Annotated in this window: 21 protein-coding genes; 3 read left to right on the top strand and 18 right to left on the bottom strand. The window is 42.7% G+C overall.

The genetic code is table 11. The features are described from left to right. Positions 1-63: 63 nt before the first annotated feature. From SORDD15_RS06855 to rsmH, 18 genes are all read right to left on the bottom strand, one after another. The gene (locus SORDD15_RS06855; protein WP_061415862.1) at positions 64-2,559 is read right to left on the bottom strand and encodes a DEAD/DEAH box helicase; all 2,496 of its coding nucleotides are present in this window, start codon (positions 2,557-2,559) and stop codon (positions 64-66) included. Then, positions 2,549-3,367, bottom strand: a complete 819-nt coding sequence (locus SORDD15_RS06860) for a Hachiman antiphage defense system protein HamA (RefSeq protein WP_061415864.1) — start codon at positions 3,365-3,367, stop codon at positions 2,549-2,551. Before SORDD15_RS06860 ends, SORDD15_RS06855 begins: the two co-directional genes overlap by 11 nt. A gap of 29 nt (positions 3,368-3,396) precedes the next feature. Further along, entirely contained in the window at positions 3,397-6,594 is a 3,198-nt protein-coding gene (locus SORDD15_RS06865; protein ID WP_061415866.1) for a type I restriction endonuclease subunit R, read from the bottom strand. After that, positions 6,591-7,166: a restriction endonuclease subunit S gene (locus SORDD15_RS06870; protein ID WP_081102394.1), complete on the bottom strand. Its 576-nt coding sequence runs from the start codon at positions 7,164-7,166 to the stop codon at positions 6,591-6,593. The genes SORDD15_RS06865 and SORDD15_RS06870 overlap by 4 nt, the downstream gene beginning before the upstream one ends. Positions 7,167-7,336: 170 nt before the next feature. Beyond that, positions 7,337-8,320 carry a helix-turn-helix domain-containing protein gene (locus SORDD15_RS06875; protein ID WP_061415867.1) on the bottom strand — a complete coding sequence of 328 codons (984 nt, stop codon included), beginning with the start codon at positions 8,318-8,320 and terminating at the stop codon, positions 7,337-7,339. Positions 8,321-8,332: 12 nt separating this feature from the next. Further along, positions 8,333-9,151 carry an oxidoreductase gene (locus SORDD15_RS06880; RefSeq protein ID WP_061415869.1) on the bottom strand — a complete coding sequence of 273 codons (819 nt, stop codon included), beginning with the start codon at positions 9,149-9,151 and terminating at the stop codon, positions 8,333-8,335. 107 nt (positions 9,152-9,258) lie between these two features. Beyond that, positions 9,259-9,894 (bottom strand): NAD(P)H-binding protein, encoded by a 636-nt coding sequence (locus SORDD15_RS06885; RefSeq protein ID WP_061416412.1) that lies wholly within the window; start codon positions 9,892-9,894, stop codon positions 9,259-9,261. Between the two features lie 183 nt (positions 9,895-10,077). Further along, entirely contained in the window at positions 10,078-10,899 is an 822-nt protein-coding gene (locus SORDD15_RS06890; protein WP_061415871.1) for an oxidoreductase, read from the bottom strand. A gap of 221 nt (positions 10,900-11,120) precedes the next feature. Continuing rightward, positions 11,121-11,534: a YjdF family protein gene (locus SORDD15_RS06895; protein WP_061415873.1), complete on the bottom strand. Its 414-nt coding sequence runs from the start codon at positions 11,532-11,534 to the stop codon at positions 11,121-11,123. A 467-nt stretch (positions 11,535-12,001) separates the two neighbouring features. Further along, positions 12,002-12,364: a DUF1304 domain-containing protein gene (locus tag SORDD15_RS06900; RefSeq protein ID WP_061415875.1), complete on the bottom strand. Its 363-nt coding sequence runs from the start codon at positions 12,362-12,364 to the stop codon at positions 12,002-12,004. Positions 12,365-12,385: 21 nt separating this feature from the next. Beyond that, on the bottom strand, positions 12,386-12,811 hold the full coding sequence (locus SORDD15_RS06905) for a MarR family winged helix-turn-helix transcriptional regulator (protein ID WP_061415877.1): 426 nt from the start codon (positions 12,809-12,811) through the stop codon (positions 12,386-12,388). Positions 12,812-12,911: 100 nt separating this feature from the next. Next, a complete protein-coding gene (locus SORDD15_RS06910; protein WP_061415879.1) occupies positions 12,912-13,715 on the bottom strand; it encodes an ABC transporter ATP-binding protein in 804 nt (267 codons plus the stop codon). 9 nt (positions 13,716-13,724) lie between these two features. After that, entirely contained in the window at positions 13,725-14,618 is an 894-nt protein-coding gene (locus tag SORDD15_RS06915) for an ABC transporter permease (RefSeq protein WP_061415881.1), read from the bottom strand. Between the two features lie 10 nt (positions 14,619-14,628). Next, positions 14,629-15,606: an ABC transporter substrate-binding protein gene (locus SORDD15_RS06920; protein WP_061415883.1), complete on the bottom strand. Its 978-nt coding sequence runs from the start codon at positions 15,604-15,606 to the stop codon at positions 14,629-14,631. 610 nt (positions 15,607-16,216) lie between these two features. Then, complete coding sequence (mraY, locus tag SORDD15_RS06925) at positions 16,217-17,197, bottom strand: phospho-N-acetylmuramoyl-pentapeptide-transferase (protein WP_061415885.1); 981 nt, start codon at positions 17,195-17,197, stop codon at positions 16,217-16,219. Between the two features lies 1 nt (position 17,198). Then, the gene (gene pbp2X / locus SORDD15_RS06930; RefSeq protein ID WP_061415887.1) at positions 17,199-19,454 is read right to left on the bottom strand and encodes a penicillin-binding protein PBP2X; all 2,256 of its coding nucleotides are present in this window, start codon (positions 19,452-19,454) and stop codon (positions 17,199-17,201) included. A 3-nt stretch (positions 19,455-19,457) separates the two neighbouring features. Beyond that, positions 19,458-19,775: a cell division protein FtsL gene (gene ftsL, locus SORDD15_RS06935; protein WP_061415889.1), complete on the bottom strand. Its 318-nt coding sequence runs from the start codon at positions 19,773-19,775 to the stop codon at positions 19,458-19,460. 10 nt (positions 19,776-19,785) lie between these two features. Next, positions 19,786-20,736, bottom strand: a complete 951-nt coding sequence (gene rsmH / locus SORDD15_RS06940; protein ID WP_000159386.1) for a 16S rRNA (cytosine(1402)-N(4))-methyltransferase RsmH — start codon at positions 20,734-20,736, stop codon at positions 19,786-19,788. 165 nt (positions 20,737-20,901) lie between these two features. Here rsmH and SORDD15_RS06945 point away from each other — a divergent pair, with 165 nt between their 5' ends. Genes SORDD15_RS06945 through SORDD15_RS10290 form a run of 3 tightly spaced genes read left to right on the top strand, consistent with a single transcriptional unit; the run spans position 20,902 to position 22,000 of the window. Beyond that, positions 20,902-21,096: a helix-turn-helix transcriptional regulator gene (locus SORDD15_RS06945; protein ID WP_061415891.1), complete on the top strand. Its 195-nt coding sequence runs from the start codon at positions 20,902-20,904 to the stop codon at positions 21,094-21,096. Positions 21,097-21,111: 15 nt separating this feature from the next. Next, on the top strand, positions 21,112-21,654 hold the full coding sequence (locus tag SORDD15_RS10075; RefSeq protein WP_081102395.1) for a DUF3278 domain-containing protein: 543 nt from the start codon (positions 21,112-21,114) through the stop codon (positions 21,652-21,654). A gap of 10 nt (positions 21,655-21,664) precedes the next feature. Then, a complete protein-coding gene (locus SORDD15_RS10290; protein ID WP_061415893.1) occupies positions 21,665-22,000 on the top strand; it encodes a hypothetical protein in 336 nt (111 codons plus the stop codon). The last annotated feature ends 3 nt before the right edge of the window (positions 22,001-22,003 follow it).

Here is a 22,003-nt window from a genome sequence, read left to right on the forward strand (position 1 = left end):
GGTTCGGTATCCTTGAACTCTGGAAATCTTAATTTTGGTATGTTTTTCATGTAAACTCCTTCTTTATAAAAAGAACTGCTCTAATTCAAACTTTTCAATACCTTTTTTAGTTTGAATATAATCTTTTAAGGTTTGGTTTGCTCTAGGGTTGCCAAATTTATCAAATACTATATTCTCTGTTTGATTACTTTCTTTTAACGCGTGGTAGGTTGTTCTTGAAATCCCCAAACGAAGAATGTCAATTTCATGTTCCTCAATTGTCCCGTAGAAAAAGTAATCAAACTGACTTTGAGATATAATACCAAATTCTTTTAAAGTACTAATTAATAACATTAATTCATATGATACGAATTCCTCATCTAATTGTAACTTAATGATTGCGGTATTATACAAAAAATGCTTATCTCCAGTATGATCCCTTAAATCAATATATACCTTAGCATTCCCCTTATAAGCGGCCGTCTGATATGGGACTTCCCCAAATGACTTACCAACATACACAAAGCAATTCGTTGAAGTAGGACTTTCTAACAATCTTTGCCAATATGCATAGATACCATTAACCCTTAATTTAATCGGGTTTGCACTATTCTTAAGGAAGTTTTTATAGTATGTTAGAGTCTGCTCATATCTCAAACGTTTAATATTTTCACTAGGTTTGAATAACCTATCGTTAACCATGTTCTGGCTATTGTTTGGATTTATTGTAAAGGAATCAAAAAAAATACTTTTTATTTTCTGGAAAATCTGACTTATTAGTTCTTCCCTCTCTAAGCCTTCGTCAATAGATTTGGCCTCCTTCAATATCTTTTCAAGCATCTTCATTCCTTCCTGCGTATAACAAAGGACCTGCTGTGCACCTGCCTTGTGTAAACGAGTTGCAAAATCGTTTGTGGTGTATAGCTCTAATATTCTAGCTTCAGTTTTCCGAGCTTCAAGAACTGTATCTGTTACCTTAATATTCTCCAACATAGGGTTTTTCATTTCATCCGCCCCCTTCTTTCTGAGAGATTCTATTTTATCCTTCATTTTCCCACCATTAGGTTGAGGAAATTCCTCAATATCAACAAAATGCACAGGTACAAAAATCTTAGATAATGCAGCTCCTTCATGAAATATCTCATTTAGGCGATTTACCCGACCAATCAGATTCACTAAATCATTTTGACTAGACTTCCCTGAAATATAGATTAGATTATCAATCGGCAGATTGATCCCTGCTAAAATAATCGAATTCGCAATAAAATTTTTAATAAATTCAGATTCTCTAACAAACTTAATTAAATAATTTCGTATCATCAGAGGCATTTTCCCATGCAAATAAACTGTCCCCTTCGAAAGAAAATCAATTAACTTAAATTCAGGATGAACAATTTCCGCTAGCTCTTCTTGAAGTGTTCTAATCTCTTCTGGAACTTCTATATTAGACAAACTAGAAGCCAATTTCCTTGCATATTTTTCAATATCTCTGGGTTTAAACAAAAAGTGTAAATTCTTTTTGAATTTTCCTGACTGAACCAACTGTGAAATATACTCATAAGAGCCTGAAAAGATTCTATCTAATTCAATAAATTGATTCAAAAAAACATCATAAACTTGTTCTTTGCCACTTAAATCTAAAAATTTAATTAACAGTATTTTTAAATTTTTAGCTATCCTATATTCTTCAATCTGTCCCTGATCAACCAAAGAAAGATTGGAAGAATCACTGATAACCGGTGACAAGTATACCATGTTTACATTCGGATTAAATTTTTGTACCAACTTAATAAAACGTGATAGTAAAATACTCCGTATAGAAGAACTATTTAACAATTCGTGAGCTTCGTCAATATAGATGACACTAAATATCATCCCCTCTTCAATTAATCGAAGCCCCCTTTCTTGTGTTACAATCGCTAATACTCTATCATCTGTTTCAGAATTGTAATTTTGATCATGTATAATGATTTTTCTATCTGTTACGACTTGTCTAGCCTCTCGATAAGTCTGATCAATTAAAGCCTTTGTTGGAACAATTATAGCAACATTCCCATCATCTTCATACTTCGATAAGTGCCGAAAAATAATTTCACTTTTCCCATAAGAAGTCGGTGCTATAAATGAAAATTGATTGCTCTCTGAATTTAATACCTTTTGAAAAACTCTATCTTGCTCATAGGTTTTCACTTTACCATTTTCAATAAATCTATCCATTTCCCCATTAGAAAGAACGTGGGTCAGCCTTTGAGATTCCTCTGGGATATAGCCTTCACTTAGTATTTTTTTAGCAACAGGATAATAACCATAATTAACAGAAAAATCATATAATGCATTAAATTTTTTTATTTTAAAACACGTTCTTGCAATAATCAAGTAGGCATAGTCAATTAAAAGAGTCTTTTGACGATTTTTTTCATACTCATCTATTAAAATTAAAGCAATTCCAAATAAGTACTCTGCTTCCTTTTCTGTTAAAGAGGAAGATAAATATAATAGTTGTTGAAGCCTAGTTGAAATTTTTTCATTCTTTCGTATTTCGGTAAGCGCCCTCAAACCTTGGTCCTGCTTATGACTCATTTTTTAACCTTTCCAATAGTTTTATAAATAAATCCTCTGATGTTAAATTTATCGCAATAATGTTCTCTTTACGTGCTTGATGTTTTTCGACATAATTATGAAAATGAATTTCATCACCTAATGCTACCAATTCTTCGTTTACAACCGTGGAACCTAGAATAATATTACTATCACTGATTGTAATAAAGTTACCATTCATATAACTTTCACTGTATTCCTCTAAACGTTTTGTTAAAGAATTATTTGGTCTAGCGTTTTTAGCATGACTTGCAGCATTCTCCCACGGATCATTACTGGTTTGTCCAGAAAGTTGACTATTTAAGCCATTGTATGCAGCAACAATTCTAGATTCATGAGTCTCTTCTGAATAGGTTGACTTACTCTCAACTAACCACATTTCATCATCTTTACTATATAGACCGTCAAAGCCTTTTTTAGCTGAATTTTCTTCCAAATTTCTATAACAGAACTCTTGTTGGTAACCCTGCTCTCTCAAGATACAGATAAGAAAAAATTCAGCCGCAAAGCCAATGATATGCTTTCTACTTTTTAAAGTCTTAGCTCCTAAATTCCCAGACTTAAATAAACTATTATATATTTTTAAAGCAACCGTCTCACAAGAGAAAGTAGAGTCCACACCCTTAGCAATTTCAACTAATTTCGTTTGTATAAAAGCAAACTCATCCTCAGTTAATTCTTCTTGAAGCACAGCAACTAGTACTTCAAGTTCTTTTCCAGGTTTACTATTTAAGAGAGTTGAAGGTGACGTAACTTGTGATATAGGTTTGAATTCATTTCCAAGTAACATATATTCCCCTTTCTTTGTAAACGAATTTATTACAACCGCTCCACCATCTGGTCAGCCAGTTGGTAGATTGCTTCTCTGAGGCCGTTGCGGTATTTGATCCGGCTAAGGGCTTGGACCTTGCTATCCATAGCCATTTCTTGGTAGGTCAGGCTGGCTTGGGCGATGATGTCACGGAGTTGACCGCTATCATCCATGTCCTTTTGCTCATAGCGGTGGTTGGCAAAGAGGCTACGCAAGCCTTGGTTGGTCACGATGTCCGTGATGCCCCACTGGTTGCGAAAGTCGAGAAAGACACGATTGAGACTGACGGCATTGGCTTCTTGGATGATTGTTTGGCTTTCGCTGAGACGAGCTGGATAGGTAAAGTTACTATCTGCTGTCGGGTAGTGCCCTTGGTAGATCGCTTGGGCTGCAGTGACGATTTTTTCTGCATAGGTGCGGTCTTCCAAGCTATTGGCAAATTTCTGGATTTCTTCCTTGGTTTCCTTGGCTGCTTCCTTTTTACCTTCGTGAACTTGGTTGAGAAGCTGCTCGATGAGCTCTGTCAGGTAGTCATAGTTGACTTCCACATCCTTGACATGGGTCATGCGTAACTCCACCTGCCAGATAGGGATTTTCTTTTCCTTGGCTAGGTGGTTTTTGAGTTCATTGGTCAAGACTGTCGTCAGCATGACCTCCTGCTCAGGTGTCATCCCTAGTTCTTTTAGGAGAATATCGGGATCATCGTAGTCAAAGCCTACATCGCCCCCTTCTTCCTCGCTTGGGGTGTACTGCATGAGCTTGGACATGCCTGTATTATAGTCTCTAAGCAAGCCCAGCATGTCTTCTTTTTTCTTTTCAGACGGTGGGAGTTGGTTAAAGACTTGTGTCATGTCAGAGAGCTGGGTGACGGTTTCCTTGACTTGAGTGAGCAGGTCTTGAAACTCTGGCGCAGTGATGCCATCCTTGGTATTGCCTGCCTTGCGCTCTTCATCACTCAGCTTGGCCGAGTCCTTATTGGCGTAGATAGAGAGAGCTTGATTCATCAATTTTTCATTGTGGGCTGGCCAGCGGTAGTTGACGATGCGCCCCCAAGGTTTTTCATTCATATCCGCCACACGGTTAGTGCGAGAGTAGGCTTGGATGAGACTAGCATCCTTGAGCGTGCGGTCGACATAGAGAGTGTTGAGCTCTGGCGCATTAAAACCTGTCAAGAGTTGATCAATCACGATGACCAGATCCAGATACTGACCATCATGGGCCGTCCTTGCTAGGCGAGAGGTGACATCCTCTGTATAGCCAGCGACATTATCCATCTCAAACTTCGTTCCAAAAAGCTGATTGTAGACTGTCATAGCTTCATGGAGACCTTGGTTGCTTTCCAGCATACTATCATTATTGGTGGTATTTTTGCTAAAGGTGACGGCTACCTTTAGGGTTGGCTGACCTGCTGCCCGTCTTTCATCATTGACCCGTTCAAACTCTCGGAAGTACATCATAGCCATCGGGGTGCTGGCTTTTCCACCTCCCACGTGTGTTGTCAGCATGGCATTGTAGAGCCCGTCCTTAGAACGATTGCGCCAATGCTTGAAAATATCTGCCACAACAAGTTTGACATGGTCAGGATTTTCATCATAAAAACTAGGCTCGATCGCGTCGTCCATGTCTTCTTGCGAGAGGTGGGCGATTTTTTCTTGGATTTGCTCCTCTGTCCATTTAGGGTAGCGTTCCCGATAAAAGGCTGGTAGGTAGCGCTCTTTCATAGCTGCTTCATCGATAGTGGTTTCAAAGTCCACCTTAAAGCCCAAGACATTGCGGTCTGCGATGGCTTCACGGATGGTATAGGCATGGAGCAAGGAACCAAAGATATCTTCCGTTCTTAGCCCTCTGGTCGTCTCATCAAACATCGGTGTCCCCGTATAGCCGACCCAGGCTGACTGCGGAAAGGCTTTTTGAATAGCCGCAAAGGAGAGTCCACCTGTCGAGCGGTGAGCCTCATCCACGATAAAGACAATGCGTTTGTCAGGCGCCTTAAAACTCTTGCGGTTGATAAGGGTATTGAGTTTTTGGACAGAGGTGACGATGATGCCGTTGTCCTTGCTCTTGAGACGACGATTGAGCTCGGTGGTTTTCTTGGTATCTTGGACACTGCCTGCAGACTCACCGACACCATCTGGATCATAGGCACTGTACTCATCAAAGGTCTGACTGGTTAGGGCGATGCGGTCCACAACAAAGACAACCTTGTCCACATTTGGCAAGCGACTAGCTAGCCAAGCTGTTTTAAAGCTGGTGATGGTCTTTCCAGAGCCAGTGGTATGCCAGATATAGCCGATTTTCGTGCTGGAGAGCTCAAAGTCCGTTTGCTTGATTTTTTCGATGACCCTTTGTGTGGCATAGACCTGATAGGGGCGCATGACCTTGAGCATCTGCTTATTTTTCGTCCCATCCAGGATCATGTAGTTGGTGGCCATCTGATGGGCCATGGGGATAGACAGCATGCTATCTGCAAACTCCTTCCAATCCCTCACCAGAGTGTTATCGGATTGCCGTTGCCAGTTAAAGGCAAAGTCTGTATTGAAGCCTTGACTGGTGGTATTAGCCATGTACTTGACATTCGTTGGGGTCAGACCGACCAAGATTTGCACCGTAGAGAAGATGTCACTATACTGGTGTTCGTCGATATATTGGTGCATCTGATTGAGCGCCGCATTGACATCTACCGTATCTTTTTTCTCTTCAATCTGGATAATAGGAAGCCCATTGATGAGAAGAGTCGTATCAAAAATCCGATTTTCCTTCCCAGCAATCACAGCAGGACGGTGGATCTGATTGACAATCTGATAGATCGTATCGCCTGCCCCGACCTTACGCTGATCAAAAACGGTCAAAAAGACATGGCGACCATCATCCATATCCACTTCTACCTGTGAAATCCCATTTAGGCCATAGAGAAACTGACCTGCCTGATAGGGTATTTTGAGATCAGAGATGATTTTCTTCACTTGGTTAAATTCTGCGACCGACAGAGGGTTCTTGAGCACGTCTTGGTTATGCTGCTCAAGGATTTCCTTAAAGTTTTGCCAGAGGGCTTCTGTCGTCTTGATGTCCTTTTCATACTTCCACAGACGCTTCTTGGTCACATAGGCGACCGGAGTTTCTGTCACTTCTCTTCCATCTGTCGTCCCGTCAACTTGTCCGGTTGATAGATAAGTGATTAACTGCTTTTCAAAATCTAGTTCTTTCATACCTTGCGAACCTCCTCTAGTTCTCCCATTCGTAGGAGATATTCTCTCTCAGCTTGTCGTATTTTTAAAGCTTTGACCTCTTCTTGCTTACGGTAAACCATACCGATCAGCCTTTGTCGTTCCAGACTTTCCAGCCTTGGTAGTTGCAGTTCTCTCAACTGTTTGACGGTGTATTTCAAAACAGCCGACCCTTGCAACCCTAGGAGAAACTGACGTTTAACGGCCTTATCTTCGTTTAAGAGGTAGAGCAAGAAGTTCTTGTCTAGCTCTTTTGAGGGTTCTAAGACGACATAGTTTTGAGTGTAGAAATAGCCCTCGTGCTCCTTTGAGACGATGGCGGCTGTACCCGAGATGAGACTAAAGATCAAATCCCCATTTCTCAGCTGTGTCAGCGGATCTGTCGTTGTTAGCTCCTTTGACTCGCGCTCCTTGTGACTGACTCCAGCCAGATCATCCTCCAAATCCAGCTGATTATAAATCTTATAGCGATGGCCATTTGGTCTTTCTTTGACCCGAAACTGCGGAAAACCAACCTGAAAGGTTACCAAGTCTCCTAGCTGTATTTTTTTCATATCCTACTCACTTTGTGTTTTTTAAAAATTACTTTACAAACATAGTTTAGCAGTTTTTTGGAAGTTAGTCAAGGAAAAACTGCTTTTTATTTTGTGTTTTTTTAAAACTACATTTTATCTTAAAAACACACCAAACTTCCTGCTTAGTGTGTCCTCATTTTTAGTTGGATTTAAAGTTTTTGCTTTGCCTGCCCTTCCCGATAGGCCGTAATGGTCTGTCCTGTCCATTTTTTAAAGGCGCGGGAGAAAGAGGAAACTTCAGCATAGCCTAGGAGGTAGGCGACTTCGTCGGTGCTGATTTCTGGCTGTTTAAAATAGCTAAAGGCCAGAAGCTTTTGGACATTGTGCAGTTCTTGGTTAAACTTGGTGCCTTCTGCGGTCAGGTTGCGCTGAAGGGTCCGGCTACTGATGCCCAGAGAGGCCGCAATGTCCTCAATGCCAAAGGCACCACTCGGAATCATCTGGTAGAGTTTTTGCTGGACAACACCGGTGAAGCTCTCGCTGGTCATGGCCTCTGCCAAGCGCTCCTTGAGCTGGGGCTCGAGATAGTCCAGCATGACATTATTGGCCGTGAGAAAGGGCTTCTCGAGATCTGCTTTACGAAAGACCATTTCATTGCCCTCCATTTGCTCCACATGGCAGGCAAAGGTGTCTCTACTAACTGCTTCATAGCTAAAGGGCGTCTCCACATGGACGGGAGCAATGGCTTCGCCTGTGCCTGTCCGGATCAGATCCAGCAGGAGCAACTGCTCATTGAGGACCGCAAAGCGGGGCAAGTCCAAACCGGCATAGTCATAGCGGTAGTTGACCCGCACCAAGTCGTCAAAGGTTTCGATTGAGACCACGATAGGACCTGTGATTTTCTTGTATTTTGCGAAATGCTCAATGGCCGCAAGCCCATTTTTTGAGGACAGAGCCGCAAAGAATGGGGGCATGAACATCTGGATGTCCTTGATCCGGCTCATGGCAAGGATCTGCTCGTCGCTGGCCACCTTATCAAAGGCTGTGAGCAGATGGTAATAATCCAGAGTGGACAGAATCATCTCCTCTTTCCAGCTGGTATCCGGCAACTGGGCAAGGTCGAGGATGGACTGAAAATCCAAGCCAAGGGCCTTGAGATTTTCTAGGTATTGTTGGCTGAGGTTGAGACGCATGGCTTCTCCTTTTTAACGCATGGACATGAGCATCATCCGGTCGAAGAATTTATCGCCAAAGATACGGCGGATGCCGACCAGGAGTTTACCGCCACGACCGACTAGGTAACGGGTTTTAGGGTTACGGGCATTGATGATTTTTAAAACGGTACGTGAGATGACTTCTGGGCTTGACCCTGGAGCTGGGTTATTTTCCATAGCCTTGATGTAGCCATTGACCAAACGGCTGTAGGCACCATTTTTGGACTCATAAGAAAAGTTTTGGCTAACACCAGCGTTAAAACCAGTGTTGATCATGCCTGGTTCCAAGACGACCACCTTGATCCCAAACTCCTTGACTTCCATACGGAGGCAGTCGCTAAAGCCTTCGATGGCATGCTTAGAGGCATGGTACCAAGCTCCAAGCGGGGTATAGATTTTCCCACCCATTGATGAGGTATTGATGATGAGTCCCTCTTTTTGGGCCCGCATGTATGGTAGGACTTTCTTGGTCAGACGAGCCACTCCGTAGACGTTGACTTCCATCTGTTGTTGGACTTTTTCCATGGACAGGTCTTCGACAGGACCGTAAAGGCCATAACCAGCATTGTTCCAAAGGACATCGATCCGCCCTTCTTCTTCAATGACTTTTGCGACTACTTTTTCAATATCCTCTTCATTGGTCACGTCCATCTTCATGATGTGGCCACCGAGGGCTTCCAAATCTACCATCTTGTCCACGCTACGGGCAACGGCGTAGACCGTGTGACCTGCTTTGATGAGGTCTTGGGCTGAGAGTTTCCCCATTCCTGATGATGCGCCGGTGATTAAGATAACTTTATTCGCTGACATGTTTGTATTCCTCTTTTGTTTTATGTGATAAGTCTAGTATACAGGAGAATTCCCGCCAAGTAAATGATAATGTCTGACAGGCTATTAACAATTTACGACAGTTTGTTTTATTTCACCATATCCTTGTAGCGATAAATCGTTTTTGGATTGGCGCAAATCGCATTGGAAACCATGGCGCTTGCGACCGCTTGGGGGCGGATGCCCTTCCAGCTAGATAGAGGCCCTAGTAAAAAGGGTGAGATGATTTGGAAAATCTTAATCCAAATGGCTTCTCCCAGTTGGAGGTTTGCCCTCTTAGGCGCGATTAACATCGAAGGGCGGTAAAATCGCACCTGTCCAAGGTCCATCTTGCGCAGTTCTTCCTCCAACTGACCCTTGACCCTCAAGTAGGTGTAGGAGGTGTTTGGATTGGCACCATTGGCCGATACCAGATTGAAACTCTTGATCTTTCCTTGACAGAGACGGGCAAAAGCGACCGCATAGCCGTAATCGACCCTTTCAAAGTCAGCCCGCACCCCAGTCCCAATGGCAAAAAAGACATCTGCCTGCTTGAGGATAGCGGGATCCACTTGTGGGTCTTCCAGATTCGTAACGATTGTGATCATCTTTGGATGATGGGGCAAACGATTGATGGAAGAACGCCCAAGGACGTAGACAGTCGAATAGGCTGGACTAGCCAGGAGTTCTTGTAAGATAGCGCCTCCGACTTCTCCCGTCGCTCCCAGTAAAATAGCAGTTGTCATATTTTTCCCCAATCTGATTTCTTTATAGAAAACATTATAAACCTTGACTAAAGAAAATCCCATAGCAAGGCATGCCATCAACTTGACAGTTTACGACAATATAGACAAACAATTTCCAGACTTCTCCAAATAAAAAAGACCAGAGCAGGGATGCTCTAGTCTAGTAGAATGTTTTCGTCACTATTAGCTAGCCCGTTTCATAAGGGCATCAAACCAACGGTCTGGTAGGATAGCGTGCAGGAAGACCAAGGGTTTTGCGCCCATGCCGACCAAGTAACGGGTCTTAGGACGGCGGCTGTTGACCGCTTTTGAAATGGCATTTGAGATGACCTTAGGATCTGACATCATGTTGCCAGAGTACTGGCTGCGCATGCCTTCCGCTGCCTTGGTTGCGGCTGCTTCATAGGCACCACCCTTGGCTGACTCGGCCAATTTGTCCGCTGCGATAAAGCCCCAGTCAGTCTTGATGCCGCCTGGCTCTACCAAGACCACCTCAATGCCAAAGTCTGACACTTCCATCCGCAGACCATCTGAGAAGGCTTCAAGGGCGTATTTGGTCGCATGGTACCAAGCGCCAAAGTAAGAGGTCAAACGACCGCCCATAGAGCCGATGTTGATGATGCGGCCTGACGCTTGTTTTCGCATGTAAGGGAGGACCATCTTGGTCAAGCTGGCCAGGCCAAAGATGTTGACCTCAAACTGCATCTTGGCTTCTTCGATAGTTACATCTTCGACAGCGCCGTATGACCCGTAGCCAGCGTTATTGACCAAGACATCGATGCGCCCTTCTTTAGCGATGATAGTTTCTAAAGCTTCCTTGATAGAAGTTTCATCCGTGATATCGAGACGGACAGGAGTCACGCCAAAGGCTTTGAGCGGCTCCATAGCATCCACACGACGGGCAGCTCCATAGACGCTGTGGCCTCCTTTGGCCAATTGTTCCGCTGTTTGGTAGCCGATTCCTGATGAAGCACCAGTGATTAAGATAACTTTTTTGTTTGACATGTTGATTTCCTCTTTTGTTTCATTTGATTGATGAGACTATTATACGATACCAAGCCTGACAAGTAAACGATAATGCCTGACAGGTTCTTGACAATTTACGACATTAAGTAAAAATAAAGCACCTGCCTTCAATCATCCTAAAGAAAAAAGGCTGGGACGACGAACTAAATGTTTAAAAATTTAGTTCTGTCCTACCGCCTTCAAGCAGTGGAAAAACGGATTCAATGTCCCTTGTGTTTTTCCAAGCGTTTTTGCTGTTTGCGTTCGAATTTTCTCTGCTTGACCCGTTCTTTCTGCTGCCTGCTCCGAGACTTAGCGGCTTGCTTTTGCTCTTCACATTGCAGCTTGAGCGCCTCCTGAGACTTCGTGGAAGGCCGGGCCGCCTGCTCCTTCTTAGCCTGCCGCTGCAGGCGTTTGGGATTAATCGACCTGACCTTAGACTTTGCCTTGATACTAGGACTGAAGCGCAGCTGATGGTAATGCTGATGCAGGAAATCCAGCACTTCCTGATCGCTGGGCTCCGTACCAAAAGGAACACGGCAGACCGCATAAGCTTGCGCTTGCTCCCGCTCAAACAGGCCATACCAAAAGCCCTCGTCAAAATAAACTGTCAGCGTCATTGAAACCTTCTCCATGACAGCACCTCCTTAAAAAATCCCCAAGAACGGACAACCCAAGGAGGAAGGTTACTGATAGGATTCACAGCCTCGCAAAAACGAGACGAACCTATGTCTGGACTACCAACCAGAACCGTGTTTTTATCTTAGTGGTTACAGTCTAGCAAGATTTTTCAAAAAAATCAAGAACCGCAGGGAGACGACCGTCAAGATATAAAAGAGGGTGAGCCACCTGCAGTCTCTCTTCTTATCAAAAAGGCCATTTCCGCTATAATACTACAAATACTGAAAGGAGAGAGTTATAAAATACTTTTAGATTTTTCTCATCCCATTAGCCTTGACTAAGGTAGGAGTGACTCACGAAGCTTCACTGTCTTTCTGTTCTAATATTTATCCACCTAACGCAAAACACGGCTAAAAAGAGGAAAATAGCAAACCAAGCACACCATTGCAGGTTATTAGCCCCCTATTATTTGTGCTTCTCTTTATTTAAAGAGCAAGATAGAAATCAAGGCCAAAATCGCTGGGCCACCTTGCTTGAGGATGATTTTCTTGTCCGCTGTGAGCGCCCCATAAGTCGCAGCTCCGATAACAAAGAGGACAAAAATGGTCACAATCTCAAGACTGCCAGAGATAAAAATGCCATAGAGGAGGAAAAGGGCAATCAAAAGATTGTAAATTCCTTGATTTTTAAAGAGGGAGGTGACGGATTTTCGGGACAATTCTTCCTTTTCCATGTTAAAGACGCGACTAGTCGCATCTGACTGAGTTGCGATGCTTTCTAGGTAAAAGATATAGATGTGTTCTAAAGCGACAAGACTTGCTAAGATAAGGGTGATAAGTGACATGTGTATTCCTACTTTCTAATGTTAAAGATCGACCTGCTCAAGGCCGGCGACGAGTTTGGCTAATAATCGGGAAAGCTCTTGACTTTCAGCTTCACTAAGGATGTTTTCCATCTGTTTTTTGACGACTAGATGTTGGGCTGGAGGTTTTTCCACTAATTGTTCTCTGGCAAACGGAGTCAATGCAACCAACTGCTCCCGCTGATTGAGCGGATTGCGCTGTCTGGTAACATAGCCCTCCTCCTCCAGGATCTTAAAATGCCGGGCTAGCGCAGCTTGATCAATCTCCAGAACTTCCTTAAGAGCAATCTGCGTTGAACTCTCATGCTCCAATAGATACTGCAACATCTGGTACCGAGTCAGACTAATCTCCAGTCGTTTTTCAAACAAACGTGTACTAGCCTGATCCGCCAGATGAAGCTGGTAGAGCAGTTCATTAATCTGGGGCATATGCTCCTCCTTTATAATTGACTTATCAATCATTGATAAGTCAATTATAATCCACTTAAAAGAAAAAAGCAAGAATTTTGCTTGCTTTTCCCAAAAAATTCTAACCAAGCACCAATTCATCGCTCACCAGACTTTGACCACTATTTTTGTGAAAGAGATGCAGAAGTTCCTCCACGGTCAAATTCTTCTTTTCTTTCCCCCGAACATCCACTACAACCTTTCCTTGATAGAGCATGATAAGGCGATTGCCATACTCAATAGCATGACTCATATCATGAGTAATCATCAAGGTCGTTAGTTGATGATTCTCTACGATTTTTTGGGTCAAATTCATAACCATCTGGCTAGTCTTTGGATCCAGAGCTGCCGTGTGTTCATCTAGGAGCAATAGTTTCGGTTTGACCAAGGCTGCCATGACTAGGGTCAGAGCCTGCCGCTGCCCTCCAGATAGATACTGAGTAGATACTTTCAAACGATTTTCCAGTCCAATATTCAGCTCCTTGAGCGCTTTTCGAAACAGCTCACGATCTTTTTCTCGAACTCCCCATCCTAAGCCACGACCTTTTCCACGTCTTAGGGCAATAGCCATATTTTCCTCAATGGTCAAACGAGAAGCTGTTCCCATCTTTGGATCTTGAAAGACACGCGCAATGTCCTTCGCTCGTTTTCGGATACTGGTTTGTTTGATTGATTTTTCTTCTAAGAGCAAATCCCCTTCATCGACTGCCAGATTTCCTGCCAGGATATTCATGAGTGTTGATTTTCCAGCACCATTTCCACCGATAACGGAGATAAAATCTCCTTCTTCTACCTGTAAATCCAGACCTTTAAGGACATGATTTTCATTCACTGTGCCAACTTCAAACGTTTTGTGAATTCCCTCAATTGATAACAATGTTGCCATAACTTTCTCCTATTTATTTCCCAACTTAAGGCCACGAACCTTTAGACGTTTTTGTACCTCTGGTGCAAATAAAACCAGCGCTAATAAAATAGCATTGAAAAGACGCACTAGATTTTGATCCAGATTTGGAATCTCGTAGATATTTAGGATAATCAAGCGGTAAACAACGGCACCGACCCCAATAGACAGCAAGCGCCAACCAATGGTCAATTCATGAATCAAGACTTCTGCGATAATCACTGCACTCAAGCCAACTACGATTGTCCCCGTTCCAGAGGTCACATCTGAAAAGCCATCATTCTGCGCAAATAAGGCTCCACAAAGGGCGATCAATCCATTAGAAATCATGTAGCCTACGATCTTCATATTGTCCACATTAACCCCATTAGCCTCACTCATAGGGATATTATCACCCGTTGAGCGAAGAACAAGACCAATTTGAGTTTTCATCAGTAGGGTCAAGAGCAAGCAAACAATCAACAAGCAGAATAAACTCAAGAAAAAGACTGCTTGTTCGTTGGATAAACCCAATCCCATTAATTGTTTAAAGACAGTTGAGGCGTCCCCAATCGACAAATTGGGAACACTGCCCATAATCTTAATATTGATGGAGTAAAGTCCTGTCAAGGTCACAATCCCCGTTAGAAGTGCTGGGATTTTCATCTTAGTATGGAGCAAACCTGATACCATCCCTGCAATCATCCCCGCTAAAATAGCCAAAATAGTAGCTAACCAGGGATTTGTTCCAGCCTGTATCTGCGATGCTACTACGGCTGCCCCCAAAGGAAAAGCTCCCTCCGCTGTCATATCAGCAATGTCTAAAATCCGAAAGGTCAAATAGACCCCAATCCCCATGATGGACCATAAAAGTCCTTCCGATAAACTCGATAATACAAAATCCATATCAAACCTCCTACTCTTGGCTGTCTAAGACACTAATATCAATTCCAAGTGCTTCTGCCATTTCTTTATTGGTGTGCAGTTCTAGCTTTTCTGGCAGTTCTGCTGGCATATTTTCTGTTTTTTCACCTTTCAATACTCGAATAACCATACGAGCCGTCTGTCGTCCCAATCCTTCATAGTCTGTGCCATAGTTATAAAGTCCACCAATAGCCACCATTTCCGTCGAACCACCAAAAACAGGCACTTTGTACTTGATTGATATTTGTTTGATGGTTTCCATTGTAGAAGAGATGATATTGTCTGTTGGAACAAAGACCATATCTACTTCTGACATCAGGCTATCTGCCGCCGCCTTGACATTATTACTATCAAGGATTGTCTTCTCCACCACTGCAAATCCCTTTTCCTCTAGTAGGCGTTTAGCTTCGTCCTTTTGCACCACTGAATTCGGCTCACTTTGCGTATAGAGAATTCCGATAGTCTTCGCACGTGGCAGCACTTTTTTAATCAAGTCAATCTGAGTCGCAATAGCATCTGACGACTGGTCGCTCGTTCCTGTCACATTTCCACCTGGCTGTTCCATAGACGCTACCAATTTTGCCCCCACAGGATCCGTCACAGCTGAAAAAATCACAGGAGTTGTCTTGGTCGTAGTCGCTAAACTCTGAGCTGACGGAGTTGCAATGGCAAAGACAACATCGCTTGATGCTGCCAACTGCTGGGAAATCGTCTTGAGATTACGTTGTTCCCCTTGTGCATTTTGAAGAGTAATCTGGATATTTTCTCCATCAATATAACCTTGATTGGCTAGTTCTTCTTCAAACCCCTTTCGTGTCGCATCAAGCGATTGATGGGTGATAAACTGGGAAATTCCGATACGAAAAACATCCTTTTTCTTATCAGACTTTATATGATGAAGCGTGACCAAGGTGGTCAGTAGAATACCCACCACCAAGACAGGGGCTAGTAATTTGCGAATACCTTTCATAAAAACACCTCTTTTAAAACGAAAATAAAAAACCGCCTAGATAAAAATCTAAACGGATGCTTGAAAGATTTCAACAAGTAACAGTAAACCAGTCCATTTAGATCTATCATCTATATGGACCACAATCAAAAATCTTAGCCACATAGATACAAACAAATTGCTTGAGCTGTTTGTATCCATGATGACATGTCTACAAACACTATCTAAAGTAGCTAAAGTAAAAGTTTTGATTGTTGTTCATTACTTGCATCATTTTCATAATTTTTCGCTTTCTTTTTTATGGTACTTATCTTATCACCTTTCAGAAGTGATGTCAAGAACATTTTGGAATTTTTCTTATTTTTCTGAAAATTACATTGTTAATATGATTTCCGCCAGAACTTATCAATATAAGTTCTGATAACAGTTTTTCCAATATGCTCACTATCTAGATAGCAACAAAATGACACGATACCACTAAGTTATCCTATCTCCCAATTTCTAACTCTCCCCTGAAACAGAAAGAGACTGAGACAAAATTCCCAACCTCATTTTTTAGTAACAGTTACGATATCCGTCAAGATGCGTTTGCATAGGCGGTCTTTTAGATTTAAAAAGTTTCTATATATTCTTATAGAAAATATAAAATGGCTAATGCTAACAAACTTCCACTCAAACCAACTCCCCAAAAGAAGAAGTCAACCTTCCACTCACTCCAAGGATTGCCCTTGCCTGAAAATCCTCCAAGCTCAAAATGATGATGCACAGGTGTCATACGGAAAATACGCTTCCCACCACTAAGTTTGAAGTAGGTAACCTGCATCATAACAGAGCTTGTCTCAAAGACATAGATAATCCCAATCAGCAAAAGGGTCCATTCTTGGTGGAGGGCCATAGAGATTGCTGCCAGCATCCCACCTAGAGCCAAACTTCCAACGTCCCCCATGAAAACCTTGGCAGGCTTGTGGTTAAAGACAAAGAAACCTAGCAAACCACCAATCATGGCAAGAATCACAAGAAGAATATCCAGTTGATTTTGCATATAAGCAATCACACCGTAGGCTGATAAGCTAATCACTACGGAAATACTTGCTAAGCCGTCAATCCCGTCAGTCAGATTCACCGCATTTGAAAAGCCAACTAGCCAGAAAAGGGCAAAGAAAATATAGAAAATACCCAAATGTACCTGGTAGCCAAAAACTGAAAGCATGTCGCCACCACGCTCATAAAAGAGGTAGAAAATCACTCCTCCAAGGAGCTGGAGAGCTAGCTTTTGCTTGGGATTTAAGCCTTCGTTGATCTTTCGAAAGACCTTGAGGAAATCATCCAAAAAGCCTACCAAACCATACAAAACCAAGATAAACAAAATCATGCCAACATTGTTGGTTAATTGTTGGGTAAAGAGAGCAACAAGGAAGCTCACCACTACTGCAACGATCAGGAAGACAAGACCTCCCATGGTTGGAGTCCCAGCTTTAGCTTGGTGTTGCTTGACATCCTCGTGCATCTGCTGACCCGTAATCTGTGCTTTTCGATAAAAACGGATAAAGGCTGGAATACCAAGCAAGGTCAATAGAAAGGCTAGAATTCCAGCACTAATGGAACTAATCATCTTAATCTCCTAAAGTTAATTTTAAATTTTTAATATCTTTGAGAGCAGTATTGGCACGGACACTTTGTTTTTTGACCGTTTTGCCACTACCTTCCCACTCGACTTCTATATTTAGCCATTTGGCAAATGTTTGAACATTTTCCTCTGTCCAACCGTACATATCAGGCATCTCTTCGACCTTATCAGACAGGATCAAAATCTGCTGATTGGCCTCTAAATTACCTCCTTCAGAAACAGAACTGTCCTTAATCTTTGTTCCTGTTCCGATAACGATTGGTTGAACAAGATTGCGACGCAATTCTTCTGCCAAATCTCCTGGGGTAATATCCTTTGTAGCCGGCATGGCATAGCTTGTCGTCTTGCTTACTTGATCCAAGTTCTTAGCAGTTGACTGAAGATTGAGGGATTCTTTCATTGCAGAAGCGCGCTCAAGAATAGGATTGGCAAATTCTCCCAACTGGATACCCGAATAGTGCTCTGGTTGTTGAACCGTTACATAAAGAATAAAATCAGGATTTTCAGCCGGAGTCATAGCAACCACGGAGAAAATATAGTTAGTCACCCCTGTCAAATATCCGCCATTCTTCTCATCTGCAATCTGGGCCGTACCTGATTTGAGGGCAACATTCTGTCCTGGGACATTGACCGTCGGCTTACCTGTACTGTGGTTATACATAGTCCCGTGCACAGGATCTGTCCCAACCATAACCATATGATCGCGAGTTAATGATGCTGCTTCTTTTGAAACAGGGTTTCCGACAACCTCTTTTTGAGACTTACGTACGGACTGATCATTCGGATCATAGAGGGCGCTGATAAACTTCGGTTCTAACATGACCCCGTCGTTAGCAATGGCTGTAAAGGCACGAAGCATCTGGGTCTGGGTAACAGAGATCCCTTGACCAAAAGCACTCATTCCGATATTTACAATATTGTCAGCTGGTAGTTGCCCTGAGTATTCATCTGTCAAACCAAAACGAGTTGGCACTCCAAACTTAAAGCGATTGAGATAGTCTAACCAAGTCGCATCTCCCATCTTTTGCTCAAGTAAAGTCATCCCGATATTACTAGAATGGGCGAAGCCTTGAGAAAAGGTCATCGTCCCACCACTGGTCAAACCTTCGTTTACGTCCCAGTCCTTGATAGTAGCATCTGCTAGCTTCAACTCACTGCTATTGAAATATTCCCCACCCGGGAAGGTGTTGTTATCAATAGCAGACGCCAAGGTCATCACCTTCATGGTCGACCCTGGTTCGTAGTTGCTTTGGTAGAGGATATCACGCCAAACAAAATCTTCTGTAATGCCATCCTTGGTATCCGCGTTAAAGGTCGGCCGTTGTGTCGTAGCCAGGATTTCCCCTGTCTTAGCACTGACCAAGGTAGCTGTCATATACTTGCCTTTTACCTTTTCCTGAAAGGCATCCATCTGCGTCTCCATAAAGGACTGCAGAGGACTGGAAATGGTCGTGTAAACATCCTTTCCATCTACAGTCTGTTGCGAAGCTTGCTCTGTACCTGGAACGATATTTCCAAGGCGATCTTTTTCATAAGTGATGATTCCGTCTGTTCCAGCAAGGATACTGTTTAGAGAACTCTCCAAACCAGAGGTTCCAATCAATCGTTTGGTGCCGTCTTCATTTTCATGAAGTTGGGCTAAACCGATAAAGGAAGAAGCAAACTGACCATTTGGATAACTGCGGTTAGGGCTAGTTGTAAAGTCAACTCCCTCAACACCAGCAGTTTTGAGGTCATTTTTAATAGCCATCATATTGGCATAGGTGATCCCATTTCCCTTGGTACCAAAAGATACCTGTTTTAGATTTGGCTGAGAAAGCTGTTCTTTGACATAGGACTCCTCCATATCCAGATACTTATGGAAAATTTCAGCTACCTTATTAAATTGAGAATCTTCTACATAGAGAACCTTACCCGTTGCTGACTTGTAGGTTTTGTCAATAACGGCATAGATATTATACGAAGTTGCATCCTCTGCAATAGGCGTTCCATTACGATCGTAGATGGTCCCCCGCTTGGCTGGAATCGTTTTGGTTGTTTGGTGAACTTTTTTTGCTTCTTGAACCAAGTCCTTACCAAATTTTTTACCCGTTCCGATAATGACCGCAAAGTTGACCAAAAAGACAGCGAAGAGTATGACAGCCAATAGACTCAGGCTTTTCCCTACTCTTCGGCGGTTTTCTTCTGGAGATTTACGGTTACGAACGGCATAACGGATGATTTTTTCTTTCCACTGTTTCATTTCTTACTCCGTTGCTCGGATATTTTCGTTATTCAGCTGCAAATCCTTAGAGTTTGCAATCTCTTTCAAACGTTCTGAACGAATCAATTCATTTACCTCTTGCTTGGCATCGTCAAGCTCGGTTTTCTTTTCTTCGATTTGAGCATTGACCTTGGTCAATTCATTCTGAACTTGTAATAGCTTGGTCTGCATAAATACAACGCTAATTGCCAAGATAATCGTTGTTAGAGCAATCGAAACATAGAAAGCCTTTTCCACACGTGAAAAACCTTTAAACTTCGTTTGCAATAACTGGCTTGTTTTTTCGATTCTTTCTGCCATGTTTTTCCTCTTACTTATGAATTTTTCTAGCCACGCGCAACTTGGCTGAATGCGAGCGGTTGTTGGCTTCTAGCTCTTCGGCACTTGGCAAGATTGGTTTGCGGGATACCAATTCCATCTTGGGCTTAAGATCGTCTGGAATGAAGGGCAAGCCTTTGGGAACTTCCACTGTTGAAGCTTCCTTAAACAACTGCTTGGTCAAGCGATCTTCCAGAGAATGGAAGGTAATGACCGAGATTCTACCATCCAGAGCCAGCATGTCCATGGCCTGCTGGATAGATTCATCTGCAGCGCCCAGCTCATCATTGACTTCGATTCGGATAGCCTGAAAAATCTGCTTGGCAGGATGCCCCTTTTTCTTGAGTTCCTTGGCAGGCTTGGCTGACTTGATAATCTCTGCCAACTCCGTCGTTGTCTCAATTGGTTTCACCTCACGCGCTTGCTCAATCTTACGGGCAATCTGTTTAGAAAACTTATCCTCACCATACTTGAAAAAGATCCGAACCAGGTCATGATAGTCATAATGATTGACCACTTCATAGGCCGTCAGACGAGCTTCCTGATTCATCCGCATATCCAGTGGTGCATCCTTTTTATAAGAAAAGCCACGCTCACGCTGATCCAGCTGAGGACTGGACACACCCAAGTCATAACAAATTCCATCAATTTCCTGGACACCAGCCTCCTGCAATCGTGCCTGCAAATGACGGAAGTTATCCTTGATAAAGGTTACCATCCCCTTTTCGATATAGGGTGCCAACCGTTTTTGCGCATTGTCAATGGCATTCTGGTCCTGGTCAAAGGCATAGAGATGCCCTTTTTCGCTCAATTTACTTAATAAATATTCGCTATGGCCTGCTCCGCCCAAAGTCGCATCAACGTAGATACCGTCAGGTTTTACGTCAAGCATATCAATCGTTTCATGAAGCAAGACCGTTACATGATGAAATTCTTTTGTCATATCTTATCTATTTTACCACAAATCCGACCAGCTTGCACTTGTCAGACAAATAGTGCAAATGCAAGTAAGATTTCTTTAAGAATATGTCAAATATACTTGACATCTACTTCATAGAAGAATATAATATAGTCAAATATATGCGACACAAATCAGAAAGGAGAACAGATGAATCGTGTGAAAGAATTTCGCAAAGAACTGGGCATTTCCCAGCTCGAGCTCGCCAAGGATATCGGCGTCTCGAGACAAACTATCAATATGATTGAAAACGACAAGTACAATCCAACCCTGGAACTCTGTCTCAATCTCGCCCGCAGCCTCCAAACCGACCTCAACAGTCTCTTTTGGGAAGACGAATTTTAAAAAAGGAGCAAACAAATGAAAAAAGAAAGTCTCACTGAAAAACTCATCAAACGCATATACGGTATTTCTGGTCCCCTTGACGAATACAAACGGCGCGAGGCCGATCGCATTGGGAACCAAGTCTTTATCGTTCTCTTTTATCTGATGACATTTGGCAATCTCATCCCCCTTGTTCTTGCTTATAAGTACCCGCGAATTGTCGCTATCGGCTATCCTCTCGTGGTGTTTGTCATTTCGATGATGGCCTCCCTCTATGTGGTCTCCCAAACAAAGAAAACGGGCATCACAGCTATTGATCCCGAAATGTTAAGCAAGAAAGAAAGTAAACAGCTACATTTTCCGGGTCTAAAAGCGGGCCTAATCTATGGCATAGCGATATTTTTTATAATGCCACTCATCGATACCCTAACAAGTGAAAATCCAAATTTCATCAGTTCTCTTCTGAATTCAAAACATATTTTAAAAACTATACTGGGAGCTTTCTTTTTCGGATTGATCATACAAATTATCGTCTCTCTTCGCATTCGAAAAGCCAAAAAAGACCAAGAAGACGACTAGGAGGTGCCTTATAAAATCACTAGCTAGACTACTGATCAGTCATGTTTTTATCAGTATTTTCCTTTCCTTCGCCCTTATTTCAGGAGCTGTTTCTCATACAGCTTTAATACTCTTACTCCTCTTTCTTCCTTCGCTCAATAAAGGACTTGAGAAAATGCAATCAAAACGGGTACCTATCCTCAACGCCGCCCTCTTCTTTCTCCTCGTATCCTTTCCACAACTTTTAACAAATCCTGTAGATTGGAGATATCTAGTATTTCTAACAATTTGTATTATTTTTAGCTTGCTTTACTTCTATACTCTCTATCAACTCGTTAAAGAAGTCAATCAAAAACCGCTCATTTAGGAG

This window comes from Streptococcus oralis (genome assembly GCF_001578935.1).
GTDB classification, from domain to species: Bacteria; Bacillota; Bacilli; order Lactobacillales; family Streptococcaceae; genus Streptococcus; species Streptococcus oralis_R.